Source organism: Aeromonas popoffii (genome assembly GCF_037818705.1).
GTDB lineage: Bacteria > Pseudomonadota > Gammaproteobacteria > Enterobacterales > Aeromonadaceae > Aeromonas > Aeromonas popoffii.
In genome coordinates, this window is the sequence record NZ_CP149129.1 from 4801908 (window position 1) to 4817500 (window position 15593).

At 58.9% G+C, this 15593-nt stretch carries 14 protein-coding genes, 1 tRNA gene and 2 rRNA genes (1 of these 17 only partly in view); 1 reads left to right on the forward strand and 16 read right to left on the reverse strand.

Translation table 11 applies throughout. From position 1 onward, the window contains the following. Positions 1–138: 138 nt before the first annotated feature. The 13 genes from WJM78_RS22355 to WJM78_RS22415 form a co-directional block, all read right to left on the reverse strand. Positions 139–2685 (reverse strand): sensor domain-containing phosphodiesterase, encoded by a 2547-nt coding sequence (locus WJM78_RS22355; protein WP_339012251.1) that lies wholly within the window; start codon positions 2683–2685, stop codon positions 139–141. Positions 2686–2883: 198 nt separating this feature from the next. Continuing rightward, positions 2884–4926, reverse strand: coding sequence for an oligopeptidase A (gene prlC / locus WJM78_RS22360; RefSeq protein ID WP_339012254.1), 2043 nt, complete (start codon positions 4924–4926; stop codon positions 2884–2886). Positions 4927–5148: 222 nt separating this feature from the next. Next, entirely contained in the window at positions 5149–6168 is a 1020-nt protein-coding gene (gene hemB / locus WJM78_RS22365; RefSeq protein WP_042036062.1) for a porphobilinogen synthase, read from the reverse strand. A gap of 3 nt (positions 6169–6171) precedes the next feature. Then, a complete protein-coding gene (locus WJM78_RS22370; protein WP_339012257.1) occupies positions 6172–6957 on the reverse strand; it encodes a TatD family hydrolase in 786 nt (261 codons plus the stop codon). Next, entirely contained in the window at positions 6954–7196 is a 243-nt protein-coding gene (locus tag WJM78_RS22375; RefSeq protein WP_108535840.1) for a hypothetical protein, read from the reverse strand. The genes WJM78_RS22370 and WJM78_RS22375 overlap by 4 nt, the downstream gene beginning before the upstream one ends. A gap of 29 nt (positions 7197–7225) precedes the next feature. Further along, positions 7226–7981: a twin-arginine translocase subunit TatC gene (gene tatC, locus WJM78_RS22380; RefSeq protein ID WP_108535839.1), complete on the reverse strand. Its 756-nt coding sequence runs from the start codon at positions 7979–7981 to the stop codon at positions 7226–7228. After that, the gene (gene tatB, locus WJM78_RS22385; protein WP_339012262.1) at positions 7978–8424 is read right to left on the reverse strand and encodes a Sec-independent protein translocase protein TatB; all 447 of its coding nucleotides are present in this window, start codon (positions 8422–8424) and stop codon (positions 7978–7980) included. Before tatB ends, tatC begins: the two co-directional genes overlap by 4 nt. Positions 8425–8427: 3 nt before the next feature. Then, positions 8428–8679 carry a Sec-independent protein translocase subunit TatA gene (gene tatA / locus WJM78_RS22390; protein WP_042036056.1) on the reverse strand — a complete coding sequence of 84 codons (252 nt, stop codon included), beginning with the start codon at positions 8677–8679 and terminating at the stop codon, positions 8428–8430. Between the two features lie 115 nt (positions 8680–8794). Continuing rightward, positions 8795–10438 (reverse strand): ubiquinone biosynthesis regulatory protein kinase UbiB, encoded by a 1644-nt coding sequence (gene ubiB / locus WJM78_RS22395; RefSeq protein WP_339012266.1) that lies wholly within the window; start codon positions 10436–10438, stop codon positions 8795–8797. After that, entirely contained in the window at positions 10438–11046 is a 609-nt protein-coding gene (locus WJM78_RS22400; protein WP_339012269.1) for a ubiquinone biosynthesis accessory factor UbiJ, read from the reverse strand. The genes ubiB and WJM78_RS22400 overlap by 1 nt, the downstream gene beginning before the upstream one ends. An 8-nt stretch (positions 11047–11054) precedes the next feature. Then, entirely contained in the window at positions 11055–11807 is a 753-nt protein-coding gene (gene ubiE, locus WJM78_RS22405) for a bifunctional demethylmenaquinone methyltransferase/2-methoxy-6-polyprenyl-1,4-benzoquinol methylase UbiE (protein WP_108536549.1), read from the reverse strand. 65 nt (positions 11808–11872) lie between these two features. Continuing rightward, positions 11873–12250, reverse strand: coding sequence for a fluoride efflux transporter CrcB (gene crcB, locus WJM78_RS22410; RefSeq protein WP_042036050.1), 378 nt, complete (start codon positions 12248–12250; stop codon positions 11873–11875). An 85-nt stretch (positions 12251–12335) separates the two neighbouring features. Continuing rightward, complete coding sequence (locus WJM78_RS22415; protein WP_339012274.1) at positions 12336–13601, reverse strand: cytosine deaminase; 1266 nt, start codon at positions 13599–13601, stop codon at positions 12336–12338. Positions 13602–13744: 143 nt separating this feature from the next. Between WJM78_RS22415 and WJM78_RS22420 the strand changes: the two genes are divergently transcribed. Next, positions 13745–13903, forward strand: a complete 159-nt coding sequence (locus tag WJM78_RS22420) for a hypothetical protein (RefSeq protein ID WP_339012277.1) — start codon at positions 13745–13747, stop codon at positions 13901–13903. 49 nt (positions 13904–13952) lie between these two features. Here the strand turns inward: WJM78_RS22420 and WJM78_RS22425 are convergent. The 3 genes from WJM78_RS22425 to WJM78_RS22435 form a co-directional block, all read right to left on the reverse strand. After that, positions 13953–14028 (reverse strand) — tRNA-Thr (locus WJM78_RS22425). Between the two features lie 106 nt (positions 14029–14134). Next, a 5S ribosomal RNA gene (gene rrf / locus WJM78_RS22430) occupies positions 14135–14249 on the reverse strand. Between the two features lie 124 nt (positions 14250–14373). Beyond that, a 23S ribosomal RNA gene (locus WJM78_RS22435) occupies positions 14374–15593 on the reverse strand (it continues 1670 nt past the right edge of the window).

Consider the following 15593-nt stretch of genomic DNA (forward strand, 5'->3'; position numbering starts at 1 on the left):
GATCTTGGCTGCGTTCTAAGTTCAATGGGCGGAGTGTATCACAGCCCCTTTATGCGGCTGTAGGGTGTGTCGTATCGGGGCAAAATGGCATGGCGAGAAGACACGACAGGCTGACCCTGGCGCTAGAACAGGTATCGGCTAGCTGCTCTGCAGGAACATGCTCTTGTCGTTGAGTTGCAGGTATTCGATCAGGTCGTCATATGCCAGTGGACGGCTGAGCAGGAAGCCCTGGGTGAAGGCACACCCCTTCTGGCAGAGGAAGTTGAGCTGCTCGCGAGTCTCCACCCCCTCGATCACCACCTGCATGCCGAGGTTGTGCACTATGTTGATGATGCCATCGAGCAGCAGCCTGTCCTGCTCGTTGAACGGGATATGGCGCACGAAGGCCCTGTCAATCTTGACCAGATCCACCGGGAAGTTGCGCAGGTAGTTGAGAGCCGAATAGCCGGTGCCAAAGTCGTCGATGGCCAGCTTGCAGCCCGCCTCGCGCAGGGCATCGATCCGCACCCTGTGCTGATCACTGGTTTCCATCAGCAGGGATTCGGTGATCTCGATGACAATATCGCAGGGGTCGAGCCCGAAGTGATGGATCACCTTGAGCCACTCGCTCGCCTCCGGATCTATGGTCTGGAACTCCTGGGTGGAGCGGTTAATGGACATCTGCAGATCCGGGAAGCCGGATTGCTGCAACCGCGCCAGATCCCGACACGACTGCCAGAGCACCAGCGCTCCCAGCCCCTGAATGAGCCCGGCCTCTTCCGCCAGCGGAATGAAATCCGCCGGCGAAACCTGGCCCCACTGGGGGTGATACCAGCGCACCAGCGCCTCCAGCTTGGCCACCCGGCCGCGGCGGTTGTCCCAGATGGGCTGATAGGCCATGGTCAGCTGCTCCAGCTTGATGGCCTCCGCCAGATCCTGCTGCATCTGGTGACGCTGGCGCACCTCCTCCCGCATGGAGACGCAGTAGGTGCCGAGTTGGCGCCCCTGCCGCTTGGCGGCAAACAGCGCCTGTTCGGCGTTGCGCAGCAGCTCGTCGCTCTCGACGCCATCCCCGGGGCAGAGGGTGATGCCGATGGTGGCGGTCACATAAAGGTGCTGGTTGGCCAGCATAAAGGGACGGGCGAAGCCCCCTACCACCTGCTTGGCGAATACCTCGGCCTGCCGACGGTTGACTATACCGGGCACCAGGAAGGCGAACTCGTCGCCACCGATGCGGGCCACCAGATCATCGGTACGTACCCGGCTCACCAGCCGATCCGACACCTCCCGCAGCAGGGCGTCACCGGCGTGGTGATCCATGCTGTTGTTGACCGCTTTGAAATTGTTGAGGTCGAGCACCATGAGTGCGAAACGCTCGCCCCGCTCGCAGAAGCGGCTGAGGCAGCGGCCAAACAGCCAGCGATTGGGCAGGCCGGTGAGGTTGTCGTAGTTGGCCTGGGCGGCGATTTTCTGCTCCGCCAGCTTGGTCTGGGAGAGATCGCTGAAGATACCTATGTACTGGCTGATCTTGCCCCCTTCCCGCAAGGTGCTGATCATCAGCTGCTGGGGGTAGAGCTTGCCGTTCTTGCGCTTGTTCCACACCTCGCCACGCCAGACTCCTACCCGCTCCAGCGCGTGATACATGTCGGCGTAAAAGGCCTGATCGTGCAGCCCGGACTTGAGCATGCTGGGGCACTGACCGCACACCTCACTCTCGCTGTACCCCGTGATCTGCTCGAATGCCGGGTTGACCGAGATGATGCGACTGTCGGCATCACACACCAAAATGGCTTCGGAGAGATTGTCATAGACCCGGTGGGAGAGTTTGAGCTGCTCGGCATGACGCTTGAGAGGATCGATATTTTCCAGCACCACCATCAGGTAGTCGGGCTGCAGCTGCTCGTCCCGCACCAGGGTGACTGTGGCCCGCCCCCACAACACCTGACCATCCCGGTGCAGGTAACGCTTCTCCTGAGTGAAGGCGGTACGCTCACCGCGCTTGAGCTCCCCATAACAGGGGGCGCTGCGCAGCCAGTCTTCCGGATGGTTGAGTTCGGCGGCAGGGCGGTGCTGCAGCTCCTTCTGGCTGTAACCCAGCATCTTCTCGATGGCCGGGTTGGTCCAGAGGATCCTGCCATCCAGATCCAGCTTGCCGATCCCCACGGGGGCGTGGGACATCATGGTGTGCAGAAAGTGGTGATACTCAGGCTGATTCAGCACCGGTAACTGCTGACACATCAGCGCCAGCTCGCGGCCCGCCAGCGGCGCCAGCAGCCGCAGCAAGCCCATCACCTTGTCCATGTTGGCGAGCGGTTGCTTGAACAGCACGCTGCAGAGGCCGATAGTCTCGCCCTGGGCATTCTTGAGGGCCACGGCGGCATAGGCCTGAATATGCCAGTCCTGCAACACGGCGGCATGAGGGAACAGCTGCTGGACGCGATCGCTGAACCAGGCCTCCCCCTGTTGCAGGGCGACCTCCCCCGGGGTGGCACTGACCGGAAAACTGAAATGGGTGGTGTCGAGAGACGCAGGGTGGACGGCGTGTACCTTGAAAAACAGCCCAGCTTGATCCCTGCCTGAAATCAGGACGAAATCGGCCCTGACCGCTGCGGCGATTTCACTCACAAAGGTATCGAAATATCCCTGGCCACTCGAATGAGACAGACTTGAGATGATTTGATAGACAGACTCGAGTGCTCGCCTCATGGCAAGGTTCTTTCTCTCCTTGGAAGGTAGAACCCGACTCTACTGAAGAGGCGGGGACAGTGCAAACATGCACTCTGCAAGATATTAAAAAGCCTTGAGAAAAGGGACCAAAAGGTCCCTTTTTATCTCAAAAATCATGCAAGGATCCCACTATGCCGCAAAAGTGTACCGGCTTGAAGCTCACGGCGGCGCTGGGCATCAGGCGGCGATCCCGCTGTGGCGTAACAACGCATCGACCTTGGGCTCGCGGCCACGGAAGGCACGGAACAGCTCCATCGGCTCCTTCGCCCCCCCCTTCTCCAGAATATGCTTCAGGAAGGATTGGCCGGTGGCCGGATTGAAGATCCCCTCCTCCTCGAAGCGGGAGAAGGCATCGGCAGAGAGCACCTCGGCCCACTTGTAGCTGTAGTAGCCCGCCGCATAGCCGCCGGCAAAGATGTGGGAGAAGCTGTGCTGGAAACGGTTGAACGCGGGCGGCGTCATCACAGCCACCTGGCTGCGCACCTCGGCCAGCAGGGTCAGGACCTGATCCGGGTTGGCCGGGTCAAACTCCTGGTGCAGGCGGAAGTCGAACAGGGCGAACTCCAGCTGACGCAGCATCTGCATGGCAGCCTGGAAGTTGCGGGCAGTCAGCATCTTCTCCAGCAGATCGGCAGGCAATGGCTCGCCGGTCTCATGATGGCCGGAGATAAAGGCCAGCGCCTCGGACTCCCAGCACCAGTTCTCGAGGAACTGGCTCGGCAGCTCCACCGCATCCCAGGCCACACCGTTGATACCGGCAACGCCGGCAACGTCGATTTGGGTCAGCATGTGGTGAATACCGTGACCAAACTCGTGGAACAGGGTGACCACTTCGTTGTGGGTGAACAGGGCCGGTTTGCCATCCACGGGGCCATTGAAGTTGCAGGTCAGGTAAGCCACCGGCTTTTGCAAAGATCCATCCTGACGATAACGACGACCCAGGCACACATCCATCCAGGCACCGCCCTGCTTGTGTTCGCGGGCATAGAGGTCGAGATAGAAGCTACCGCGCAGCTCGTCTTCGGCATCGAAGATGTCATAGAAGCGCACATCCGGGTGCCAGGTGTCGATGCCGAGGCGCTCGCGCACCTTGATGCCGAACACCCGTTTCACGACTTCAAACAGCCCCTTCACCACCTTGCTGGCAGGGAAGTAGGGGCGCAACTGCTCGTCGGAAATGGAGAACTTGTGCTGCTTGAGCTTCTCGGCGTAATAAGCAAGATCCCAGGCGGCCAGTTCACTCTGACCATGTTGCTCGGCAGCGAAGACGCGGATTTCCTCCAGCTCGGCCTTGCCTTGCGGCAGGGATTTGGCGGCCAGATCCGTGAGGAAGTTCACCACCTGTTCGGTCTTGTCTGCCATCTTGGTGGCCAGCGACAGCTCGGCGTAATTGGCAAAGCCAAGCAGCTGGGCCAGCTCGCGGCGCAGGGAGAGCAGCTCGCTCATGATGGCGGAGTTGTCCCACTTGCCGGCGTTCGGGCCCTGATCCGAGGCGCGGGTGGTGAAGGCCTCATACAGTTCGGCGCGCAGCTCGCGGGTGTCGGCATACATCATCACCGGCAGGTAGGAGGGAATATCCAGAGTAAACAGCCAGCCCTGCTGACCCTTTTGCTCCGCCAGCTGGCGGGCGGCGGCCTGCGCGCTCTGTGGCAGGCCGGTCAGTTCGGCCTCGTCGGCCACCAGCTTTTGCCAGCCCTGGGTCGCATCCAGCACGTTGTTGCTGAAACGGGAGGCCAGCTCGGAGAGACGGGCCTGGATTTCGCCGTAGCGCTGCTGCGCCTCGGCGGGTAGACCGATACCGGACAGGCGGAAGTCGCGCAGGGTATTTTGGATCTCCTTGCGCTGGGCGCCGCTCAGCAGTGGGAAGTCGTCGCTCTCGGCCAGCTCGCGATAGGCCTGATAGAGCCCCTCATGCTGACCGACATAGGTCTGGAATTCGGAGAGCAGCGGCAGGCAGGCGTCATGGGCCGCGCGCAGCGCTTCGCTGTTGAGCACAGAGTTAAGATGGCTGACCGGTGACCAGACTCGCGCCAGGCGGTCATTCACCTCTTCCAGCGGCGCGATCAGGCTGTCCCAGGTATGGGGGTCACGCTGGGCCAGCACATCGCCGATCTTCTGTTTGCAATCGGCGATCGCCTGCGTCACGGCAGCGTGCACCTGATCGGGCTGGATCTGGCTGAAAGGGGGCAGCGAGTCCATTGTCAGCAAAGGGTTATTCATCCTGCGGTACCTCTAAATTCTCTACAGCCCCTGCCGTCCAGAAGCCTGCTTGGACCATCTAAGATGTAGGCAGAAACCTCATTAATCAAGCCTTTGCCGCCGAGAGGTGGGCCAGCTCCCCACTTTTAGCGAGAATGTGCTCATTAAATCGGCAACAAGGCAGCCAGAGACGACAATGCCGACCCGGAGGTCGGCATTGTGAGCGAAAGCGCAAGGCAGGCATCAGCGTCTGGCGTCCTCCTTCAGCCACTGCGCCACGCGCTTGGCGAAGTAGGTGAGGATGCCGTCAGCACCGGCTCGCTTGAAGCAGAGCAGGGACTCCATGATGCTCTCCTTCTCCTTCAGCCAGCCATTCTGTATCGCCGCCATGTGCATGGCGTACTCGCCACTCACCTGATAGGCAAAGGTCGGCACGCCGAACTGATCCTTCACCTGACGGATCACGTCCAGATAGGGCATGCCCGGTTTGACCATGACGCTGTCGGCCCCTTCCTGAATATCCAGCGCCACCTCGTGCAAGGCTTCGTTGCTGTTGGCCGGATCCATCTGATAGGTGGCCTTGTTGCTTTTGCCGAGGTTGCCAGCAGAGCCAACCGCGTCGCGGAACGGGCCGTAGTAGCAGGAAGCGTACTTGGCGGAGTAAGCCATGATCTGGGTATTGATGAAGCCGTTCTCTTCCAGCGCAGCACGAATTGCCCCGATACGGCCATCCATCATGTCGGACGGCGCGACGATATCGACCCCGGCGGCGGCGTGGGAAAGCGCCTGCTTCACCAGGATTTCCGTGGTGATGTCGTTCAGCACATAGCCTTCGTCATCTATGATGCCGTCCTGACCATGGGTAGTGAACGGATCGAGCGCCACGTCGGTGATAACACCCAGCTCGGGGAAGCGAGCCTTGAGGGCGCGGGTCGCCCGCTGGGCCAGCCCGTCCGGGTTGTAGGCCTCTTCCGCCAGCAGGCTCTTGCTCTGAAGCGGGGTCACCGGGAACAGAGCGATGGCGGGCACGCCGAGGGCGACCAGCTCTTCGGCTTCCGCCAGCAGCAGATCGATGGAGAGACGCTCCACCCCCGGCATGGAGGTGACGGCCTCACGGCGGTTCTCCCCCTCCAGCACGAACACGGGATAGATGAGATCGTTGACGGTCAGGACGTTCTCGCGCACCAGACGACGGCTGAAATCATGTTTGCGCACCCGGCGCAGGCGGCGACCCGGAAAGGCGCCCGGAAGAGTTGTAGCCATGAATCACTCCAAAAGAGGAAGTTGGAAGAACGCGGCGGAGGTGGCCCGGGTATGGGCCAGCAAGGCCTCGGGCGCTTCACCACGACAGGCCGCCACCACCTGGGCGATGTGCGGCAAAAAAGCGGGTTCGTTGCGTTTCGGGCGGGGTTTCAAATCCCGCGGCACCATATAGGGGGCATCGGTTTCAATCATCAACCGACCGGCCGGAATGCGGGCCACCTGTTCGCGCAGCAGCTGGCCACGGCGCTCGTCACAGAGCCAGCCCGTCACCCCTATATGCAGCCCCAGCGCCAGACACTCGTCCAGCTCCTCGTCGGATCCGGTGAAGCAGTGCAGTACTGCGCCTGGCAGGCTGGGCAGCCAGGGACGCAAGATCTCGACAAAGCGGGCATGGGCATCACGGCAATGCAGAAACACCGGCATTGCCAGTTCGGCAGCCAACGCCAGTTGGGCATCGAATACCGCATCCTGCACCGGGCGGGGGGAGAAGTCGCGGTTGTAGTCGAGACCACACTCGCCGATGGCCACCACCTGCGGCAATGCCGCCAGCTCGCGCAGGGCGGGCAGGGTTGTCTCATCGACACTCTTGGCATCGTGGGGATGGACCCCGGCGGTGGAGAAGCAGTAACCCGGCCACAGAGCAGCCAAGTCAGCGCTTTCGCGGCTACCGGCCAGATCGGTGCCGGTCAGGATCAATGCCTCGACCCCGGCGGCACGGGCACGCGCCACCAGTTCAGGCTGTTCACCGGCAAACTGGCTGCTGGTCAGGTTTAAACCGATATCGATCATGCCAGCTCCCAAACCCCTTTGGGAGTCAGGCTTGTATCCTTAATTTGCTTAGACTTTCTTAACTCAGTAGCAGCCCAGCGCATGTCATATTGCCATGTAAAGAACAGCTCTCCGGCGCCTTTCAATTCTTGCTCTTTATGTGTCCATATCCATTCAGCGATACTAACAATTGGAGCTCTACCTCCGCGATCTGCTAACGCAGTAAGCACCCATTCTTGTAAATCCGTTTTCGTAACCATGTATCGGCTCTATCAAATTAAGAGGAGCCTCAGCTCCCCCCTTCCGCTTGTTCCTGTTGCTCTTCATCCTCTTTCTTCACATAGAAGCGGGCGAAGAACAGACCTATCTCCCACAGCGCCCACATCGGGATCGCGAGCAAGGTCTGGGAGAAGACATCAGGCGGCGTCAGCAACATGCCGACCGCGAACACCCCGACGATGACGTAAGGGCGTTTCTCCCGCAGGCTCTTGGGGGTGGTTACCCCGGTCCAGCACAGCAGTATGGTGGCCACCGGGATCTCGAACGCTACCCCGAACGCGAAGAACAGGGTGAGCACGAAGTCCAGATAGCTGGCGATGTCAGTCGCCACTGTCACCCCGGCGGGCGCGGTACTGGTGAAAAAGCCGAACACCAGCGGGAACACCACGTAGTAGGCAAACGCCATACCGCTGTAGAACAACACCGCCGTGGAGACGACCAGCGGCATGATGAGACGCCGCTCATGCTTGTACAGACCGGGGGCGATGAAGGCCCAGGCCTGGTAGAGCAGATAGGGGATCGCCACGAAGAAGGAGACCACCAGCGTCAGCTTGATCGGCGTCAGGAAGGGGGTCGCCACATCCGTCGCTATCATGCTGGTGCCTGCCGGCAACTGACTGAGCAGCGGCTGGGCCACGAAGTCATAGATATTGTTGGAAAAATAGATCAGCGCGATGAACACCAGCAGGATGGCCGAGATGGACCGTAGCAAGCGGGTTCTCAGCTCTACCAGATGGGTGATCAGGGGTTGTTCGGCCTGACTCATGGCTTCACCTCCCCTTGATCGACACGCGGGTCTGCACCCTGGGCAGGGATCATGGCGGTTTCCTCGTCATGAGCCGCCGTCACGGCTGGCTGATCGGGAGTCTCCTCCTTCACCTCGGCAGCAGCCGGGGCGGGGTGGATGCTGTTTTGCTGTTCGTAAGGGCGGGTCACCGATTGCGCGGCCGCTTTGAGCTGCTCGATAGACTCCTGCAGCTCGGGGCTCAGGTTGTTCATCTGCAACTGTTCGGCCTTCTTCAGGTCGTTGTGCAGCTCCTGCAACTTGAACTCCTGCTCCAGCTCGGACTTGACCGAGTTGGCAGTGCTGCGGATCAGCCTGATCCAGTGGCTGGCGGTACGGATCGCCACGGGCAGCCGCTCGGGACCGAGCACCACCAGGGCGACGACACCGATGACAACCAGCTCCCAGAAACCGATATCGAACATGGCTTAGGCCTGTTCTTTATCTTTCTGCTTGGCGGTCTCGGCACTATTGGCCGCTTCGTTCAACTGCTTGGGGGGAAACTCGGCATCTTTCTGATCCGGTTTGGCATCAGCAGCCGGCTCATCGGACAGCGCCTTCTTGAAACCTTTGACGGCCGCACCCAGATCGCCACCGATCCCGCGCAGCTTCTTGGTACCGAACAGCAGCACGACGATGACTGCGACGATCAACAATTGCCAAATACTGATACCACCCATGATATTTCTCCAAGTCCAAATTTGACGCTAAGGTGCGCACGTGTGTTATTAACGATCACGATGCTGATGCCAGCCCGTAATTACTTCAAAACTGACGCCAAACTGCACGCGTGTGTTATTGACGGGAGCGAGCCTTGAACCACCCCAGCAGCCAGCATAACCCTGTGCCGGCCAGGCTGAGTTGTCCCCACTCAATATATTGTTTTTGGGTCAGCAAGAATACACCCGCCAATAGCAGGCTGGCGCCAACCCCCAAGAGGTAGCGAGCCTGTCCCTGCCGACGGCTGTGACGGCGGAAATCGGCAAACATCTGGTCGAAGTGGCGCTGCTGGTGACGGGTCTGGCGCAGGGTCTCATAGACCAGCTCCGGCAATTCAGGCAGTTTCTCTGCCCAGAATGGCGCTTTCTCTTTAATGGCATTCCACACGGCTTTCGGCCCAACCTGCTCGTGCATCCAGTTTTCCAGATAGGGCTTGGCGGTCTGCCACAAGTCCAGCTGGGGATAGAGCTGACGCCCCAAGCCTTCCACATAGAGCAATGTCTTTTGCAACAGCACCAGCTGCGGCTGCACCGTCATGTTGAAGCGACGGGCGGTGTTGAACAGGTTGAGCAGCACGTGGCCAAACGAGATCTCGGACAGCGGCTTCTCGAAGATGGGCTCCAGCACGGTGCGGATGGCGAATTCGAACTCATCCACCTTGGTGTCTGGCGGTACCCAGCCGGACTCCACGTGCAACTCGGCCACCCGGCGATAGTCGCGGTTGAAGAAGGCGAGGAAGTTCTCTGCAAGATAGCGTTTGTCTTCCCGGGTCAGGGTACCGACTATACCGCAGTCGATACCGATCCAGAGCGGATTGTCGGGATGTTCATAGGAGACGAAGATATTGCCGGGATGCATGTCGGCGTGGAAGAAGCTGTCACGAAACACCTGGGTGAAGAACACCTCAACGCCGCGTTCGGCCAGCAGCTTCATGTTGGTGCCGTTGGCCTCCAGTGCAGGAATGTCGGAAACCGGTATGCCGTAGATACGCTCCATCACCAGCACATGCTCACGGCAATGTTCGGTGAACACCTCGGGCACGTAGAGCGCATCGGAGCCGGTGAAGTTACGGCGCAACTGGATGGCGTTGGCGGCTTCGCGCATCAGGTTGAGCTCGTCGAGGATGGTCTTGCGATACTCTTCCACCACCTCGATGGGGCGCAGGCGCGCGCTCTGTGGCACAAAACGGGCCACCAGACGGGCCAGGGTCTGCATCAGGCGCAGATCGGCCTCTATGACCGGCTCGATGTCGGGGCGGATCACCTTGATGACAATCTCGCGGCCATTCTCCTTCAATCGACCCGTGTGCACCTGGGCGATGGAAGCAGATGCCAGCGGCGTCTCATCGAAGTCGTCGAACAGCGTCTCGACGGAGCAACCCAGGCTCTCCTCGATCTTGAGACGCGCCGCCTGACCACAGAAGGGGGGCACCCTGTCCTGCAACATGGCCAGCTCTTCGGCGATATCCGGCGGCAACAGATCGCGCCGGGTCGACAGCATCTGACCGAACTTGATGAAGATGGGGCCAAGGGCCTCGAAGGCGAGACGAATGCGGGCACCGCGGCTGAGATCCGGTTGCTTGTTCTTGAGCCAGAACAAGGAACGACGGGCCAGACGACCCGGCCAGGGTTGATAGCGGGCGGGCACCAGTTCGTCGATGCCCTGCTCCAGCAGGATGGTGATGATGCGATAGAGGCGCTTGAACTCCTTCGGGGTCATCAGGCCACCTGCTGTTCGAAGCGGGCCAGTCGCAGTTCGACCGCTTTCATCTGTTGCGCCAGCAGTTCGACATCGTCGTTGAAGCTCGCCACCTCCAGCGGACCCGGTGCGAGGCGGATCTCTTCGGTCAGGTATTCCGCCAGCTGGCTGCGGCTGCGGCACAGCTCGCGGCCGACCAGGCGGCGTGCCTGACGGGCACCACTGAACAGGGTGTGAGCCAGCACGTCGCCGGTATAGCGCGACAGTTCCTCTTCCCAGTCGATATCCAGTTCACCCAACAAGACGCTGAACGCCTGTACCAGCTGGGGATCACCGCTCAGATCCAGCTTCTCCTCACGGATATAGCGGGTCAGGGCGGACGGGTCTTTCAACAGGCCCAGCGCCGTCAGCGAAAGGCTGAGCACTGCATCGGCCTCGCCTTCGTGGCGGGCAAGCACATCCAGCCGGCGATCGGAGAAGACAAACCAGAGCGGCTTGAGCTCACGCAGCTCCAGCTTGAGCACCTTGCCCGTCAGCTTGCGCAACCGCTCGGAACTCTGCTTGTCGAGCGTCAGCAACTGGTTGAGGCTGGTTTCGATCACGGCGGTGACCATGGCATCCATCGGCATAGGCGACCTTAAAACTTGTAACCGCGGTGCAGGGCGACCACACCCTGGGTCAGGTTGTAGAACTCAACCTGCTCAAAACCGACATTTTCCATCATCCCTTTCAGGGTTTCCTGATCCGGATGCATGCGGATGGACTCCGCCAGATACTTGTAGCTTTCACCGTCGTTCGCAACGATTTCGCCCATTTTCGGCAGCAATTTGAAGGAGTAGAGATCGTACAGCTTGGCGATCACCTCGCTGGCAGGCTTGGAAAACTCCAGCACCAGCAGACGGCCGCCCGGTTTCAGCACCCGGAACATGGAGGCCAACGCCTTGTCCTTGTCGGTTACGTTGCGAAGGCCAAAGCCAATGGTAATGACATCGAAGTGGTTATCCGGGAAGGGCAACGCCTCAGCGTTGGCCTGTACGTAGGAGACGTTGTTCGCCACCCCCAGGTTGCGCAGCTTGTCGCGACCCACCTTGAGCATGGAATCATTGATATCCGCCAATACTACCTGACCAGTCTCACCGACGATGCGGGAGAACTTGGCGGTCAGATCACCGGTACCACCGGCCAGATCCAGCACCTTCTGGCCCTTGCGCACACCTGAGCAGTCGATGGTGAAGCGCTTCCACAGGCGGTGGATGCCGAACGACATCAGATCGTTCATCAGATCATACTTGGCAGCAACCGAATGGAAGACGCCAGCCACCAACGTTTCCTTGTCGGTCGCAGCCACGGTTTTAAAGCCAAAATGCGTTGTCGTAGTCTGTTCTGACATCCCTTAAACACCCATAGAGCAAAGAATGGTCGCCAGTTTACCAGAGCCAATGGCGTGCGGACACCTTAAACCCTGCTGGCGACCAACTGCATGCCCAGCAACACCATGGCCAGACAGAGGAAAAGGTTGAGGCCTATATTGAGCACCGCCTTCAGATAAGCACCCTGCTGGGCCAGCACCACAGTATCCAGTGCGAAGGAGGAGAAAGTGGTGAGCGCCCCGAGGATCCCCACCATCAGCAGCGGTTTCATCGGGTGTTCCATCACATGACCCTGACTGATGAGCGCAAAGGCGATACCCATGATAAAAGAGCCCACCACGTTGACCACCAGGGTACCGTAGGGAAAATGGCGGCCCAACAACAGCGCCATCAGCTCGGCGATACCAAAACGCAGGCAAGCACCGATGGCGCCGCCAGCGGCGACAAATAACCAGGTTTGCATAGGGCAGACTCCATAGTATCAGGCCAACATTATGCAAAATGTCGGCAAGCGGGGACAGCGGGGCAATTAATCGATATCGACCGCCTCAGCGGCGAAAGTCGACCGGTTCGACCCGATCCAGGTGGAGCGATGTCTGGGCCGGCTGGGTCTCGGCAATCACACGACCATGGCGGATGGAGTAGCGCACCGGCACCTGACGGCGCACCGCATCGAAGCCATTCTCGGCGAGCAGGATCAGCAAATTAGCCGGCTTGCCGACCTCGATGCCATAGCGATCCTGCACATTCAGGGTACGGGCACTGTGGCTGCTGATCAGTTTCAGACCATCGTTGATCTGCTCATACCCCATGATCTGGCACACATGCAGCCCCATGTGCAGCACCTGCAACATGTTGGCGGTGCCCATGGGATACCAGGGATCAAACACATCGTCGTGACCGAAGCAGACGTTGATGTTCGCCTCCAGCATCTCCTTCACCCGGGTGATACCGCGGCGCTTGGGATAGGTATCGAAGCGCCCCTGCAGGTGGATATTCACCAGCGGATTGGCCACGAAGTTGATGTCCGCCATCTTGAGCAGCCGGAACAGGCGGGAAGCATAAGCCCCGTTGTAGGAGTGCATGGCGGTGGTGTGGCTGGCAGTCACCCGATGGCCGATACCCCGCTCGTAAGCCAGGGTCGCCAGCGTCTCGATAAAGCGGGACTGCTCGTCATCTATCTCATCGCAGTGTACATCGACCAGAACCTGATACTTCTCGGCAAGATCGAAGATGTAGTGCAGACTTTCGACCCCATATTCTCGGGTAAACTCGAAATGGGGGGTGGCGCCTATCACGTCGACGCCCAGCTTGAGAGCCTCTTCAAGCAGCGCCTTGCCGTTGGGGTAGGAGAGGATCCCCTCCTGCGGGAAGGCCACTATCTGCAGCTCCACCCACTCCTTCATCTCCTCTCGCACCTCCAGCATCGCCTTCAAGGCAATCAGATTCGGATCGGAGACATCGACGTGAGTGCGAACAAACTGGATGCCGTTGGCAATCTGCCACTTCAGCGTCTGGATGGCACGCTGTTTTACATCCTCATGAGTCAGCAGCGCCTTGCGTTCGGCCCAGCGCTCTATCCCCTCGAACAGGGTACCGGACAGGTTCCAGCTCGGCTCCCCGGCAGTCTGGGTCGTATCGAGGTGAATATGAGGCTCGATAAAGGGGGCCATGGCCAGCCCCTCCTCCCCATCCAGCTCCCGGGTAGACAGGAGAGGCTGGCTCATGGGGGCTATGGTCCGGATCAGACCATCCTGGCACAAGACCTGCCACAACCCCTCCCTACCGGCCAGACGCACATTCTTTATCAGCATGTTTTTCTTCCTTTTTCTGACACCGATTACCTTTTCCAATCCACAACTTAGCTTGGATCAATTTAATAGAAAAGCGTTCATATTGAATACATATGAGACCGCCACTATTGGTCAACAGCAACAATAAAAGGGCGTTAATTGGGATGAAAGCAGGATTAGCCGAGATCGGCAGCGCTAGTCTGACCTCGTTCGACAAGCATTGGGAATACAAACACAACGAACGACTGGTCGCAGCGATCCAGATAGAGGCCTCGGGGCAGGCTCGCTTCTATCTCGATGCCAGACAGATTTCGGTAAACTGAGAAAGGCGAATACAAAAAAGCCTCCCGATTGGGAGGCTTTAATATTTACTGGTGCTGATACCCAGAGTCGAACTGGGGACCTCATCCTTACCAAGGATGCGCTCTACCAACTGAGCCATATCAGCACACTAACCGGTAAAGACCGCACTGCGTGCGTTATCTAAATCTTCTGTCCAACACAACCTGACGTTGTATCGCGACCAACCACATCGCTGTAGTTGCTTAATTGAAGCCTGGCAGTGTCCTACTCTCGCATGGCGAATGCCACACTACCATCGGCGCTACCGCGTTTCACTTCTGAGTTCGGCATGGGATCAGGTGGTTCCACGGCGCTATGGCCGCCAGGCAAATTCTTCAATCTTGGAAAGCTGACGTGAATAACGATGTTGCGCTTGGCTTATCACTATCACTGAATTAGGTAAGTAGTTCGTTCATTCGCTACAAGGCCAGAAACACTTCTTGGGTGTTGTATGGTTAAGCCTCACGGGTAATTAGTATGGGTTAGCTCAACACATCACTGCGCTTACACACCCCACCTATCAACGTTGTGGTCTCCAACGGCCCTTTAGGACCCTCAAGGGGTCAGGGATGACTCATCTCAGGGCTCGCTTCCCGCTTAGATGCTTTCAGCGGTTATCGATTCCGAACTTAGCTACCGGGCAGTGCCACTGGCGTGACAACCCGAACACCAGAGGTTCGTTCACTCCGGTCCTCTCGTACTAGGAGCAACTCCCTTCAATCATCCAACGCCCACGGCAGATAGGGACCGAACTGTCTCACGACGTTCTGAACCCAGCTCGCGTACCACTTTAAATGGCGAACAGCCATACCCTTGGGACCGACTTCAGCCCCAGGATGTGATGAGCCGACATCGAGGTGCCAAACACCGCCGTCGATATGAACTCTTGGGCGGTATCAGCCTGTTATCCCCGGAGTACCTTTTATCCGTTGAGCGATGGCCCTTCCATTCAGAACCACCGGATCACTATGACCTACTTTCGTACCTGCTCGACCTGTCCGTCTCGCAGTTAAGCTGGCTTATGCCATTGCACTAACCTCCTGATGTCCGACCAGGATTAGCCAACCTTCGTGCTCCTCCGTTACTCTTTGGGAGGAGACCGCCCCAGTCAAACTACCCACCAGGCACTGTCCGCGAGCCCGATTCAGGGCCCTGCGTTAGAACATCAAACATACAAGGGTGGTATTTCAAGGACGGCTCCAGCGCAACTGGCGTCACGCCTTCAAAGCCTCCCACCTATCCTACACATGTAGGTTCAATGTTCAGTGCCAAGCTGTAGTAAAGGTTCACGGGGTCTTTCCGTCTAGCCGCGGGTACACCGCATCTTCACGGCGAATTCGATTTCACTGAGTCTCGGGTGGAGACAGCATGGCCATGGTTACACCATTCGTGCAGGTCGGAACTTACCCGACAAGGAATTTCGCTACCTTAGGACCGTTATAGTTACGGCCGCCGTTTACCGGGGCTTCGATCAAGAGCTTCGCTTGCGCTAACCCCATCAATTAACCTTCCGGCACCGGGCAGGTGTCACACCCTATACGTCCACTTTCGTGTTTGCAGAGTGCTGTGTTTTTGATAAACAGTCCCAGCCATCTGGTCACTGCGACTCCCAACTGCTCCATCCGCAAGGGACTTCACTGTCAGGAGCGAACCTTCTCCCGAAGTTACGGT

Coding starts and splice junctions, on each gene's coding strand:
- tatB (WP_339012262.1), bottom strand. CDS start 8,424: ATGTTCGATATCGGTTTCTGGGAGCTGGTTGTCATCGGTGTCGTCGCC.
- WJM78_RS22375 (WP_108535840.1), bottom strand. CDS start 7,196: ATGGTTACGAAAACGGATTTACAAGAATGGGTGCTTACTGCGTTAGCA.
- WJM78_RS22420 (WP_339012277.1), top strand. CDS start 13,745: ATGAAAGCAGGATTAGCCGAGATCGGCAGCGCTAGTCTGACCTCGTTC.
- ubiE (WP_108536549.1), bottom strand. CDS start 11,807: ATGTCAGAACAGACTACGACAACGCATTTTGGCTTTAAAACCGTGGCT.
- ubiB (WP_339012266.1), bottom strand. CDS start 10,438: ATGACCCCGAAGGAGTTCAAGCGCCTCTATCGCATCATCACCATCCTG.
- crcB (WP_042036050.1), bottom strand. CDS start 12,250: ATGCAAACCTGGTTATTTGTCGCCGCTGGCGGCGCCATCGGTGCTTGC.
- WJM78_RS22400 (WP_339012269.1), bottom strand. CDS start 11,046: ATGCCGATGGATGCCATGGTCACCGCCGTGATCGAAACCAGCCTCAAC.
- WJM78_RS22355 (WP_339012251.1), bottom strand. CDS start 2,685: ATGAGGCGAGCACTCGAGTCTGTCTATCAAATCATCTCAAGTCTGTCT.
- prlC (WP_339012254.1), bottom strand. CDS start 4,926: ATGAATAACCCTTTGCTGACAATGGACTCGCTGCCCCCTTTCAGCCAG.
- WJM78_RS22370 (WP_339012257.1), bottom strand. CDS start 6,957: ATGATCGATATCGGTTTAAACCTGACCAGCAGCCAGTTTGCCGGTGAA.
- hemB (WP_042036062.1), bottom strand. CDS start 6,168: ATGGCTACAACTCTTCCGGGCGCCTTTCCGGGTCGCCGCCTGCGCCGG.
- tatC (WP_108535839.1), bottom strand. CDS start 7,981: ATGAGTCAGGCCGAACAACCCCTGATCACCCATCTGGTAGAGCTGAGA.
- tatA (WP_042036056.1), bottom strand. CDS start 8,679: ATGGGTGGTATCAGTATTTGGCAATTGTTGATCGTCGCAGTCATCGTC.
- WJM78_RS22415 (WP_339012274.1), bottom strand. CDS start 13,601: ATGCTGATAAAGAATGTGCGTCTGGCCGGTAGGGAGGGGTTGTGGCAG.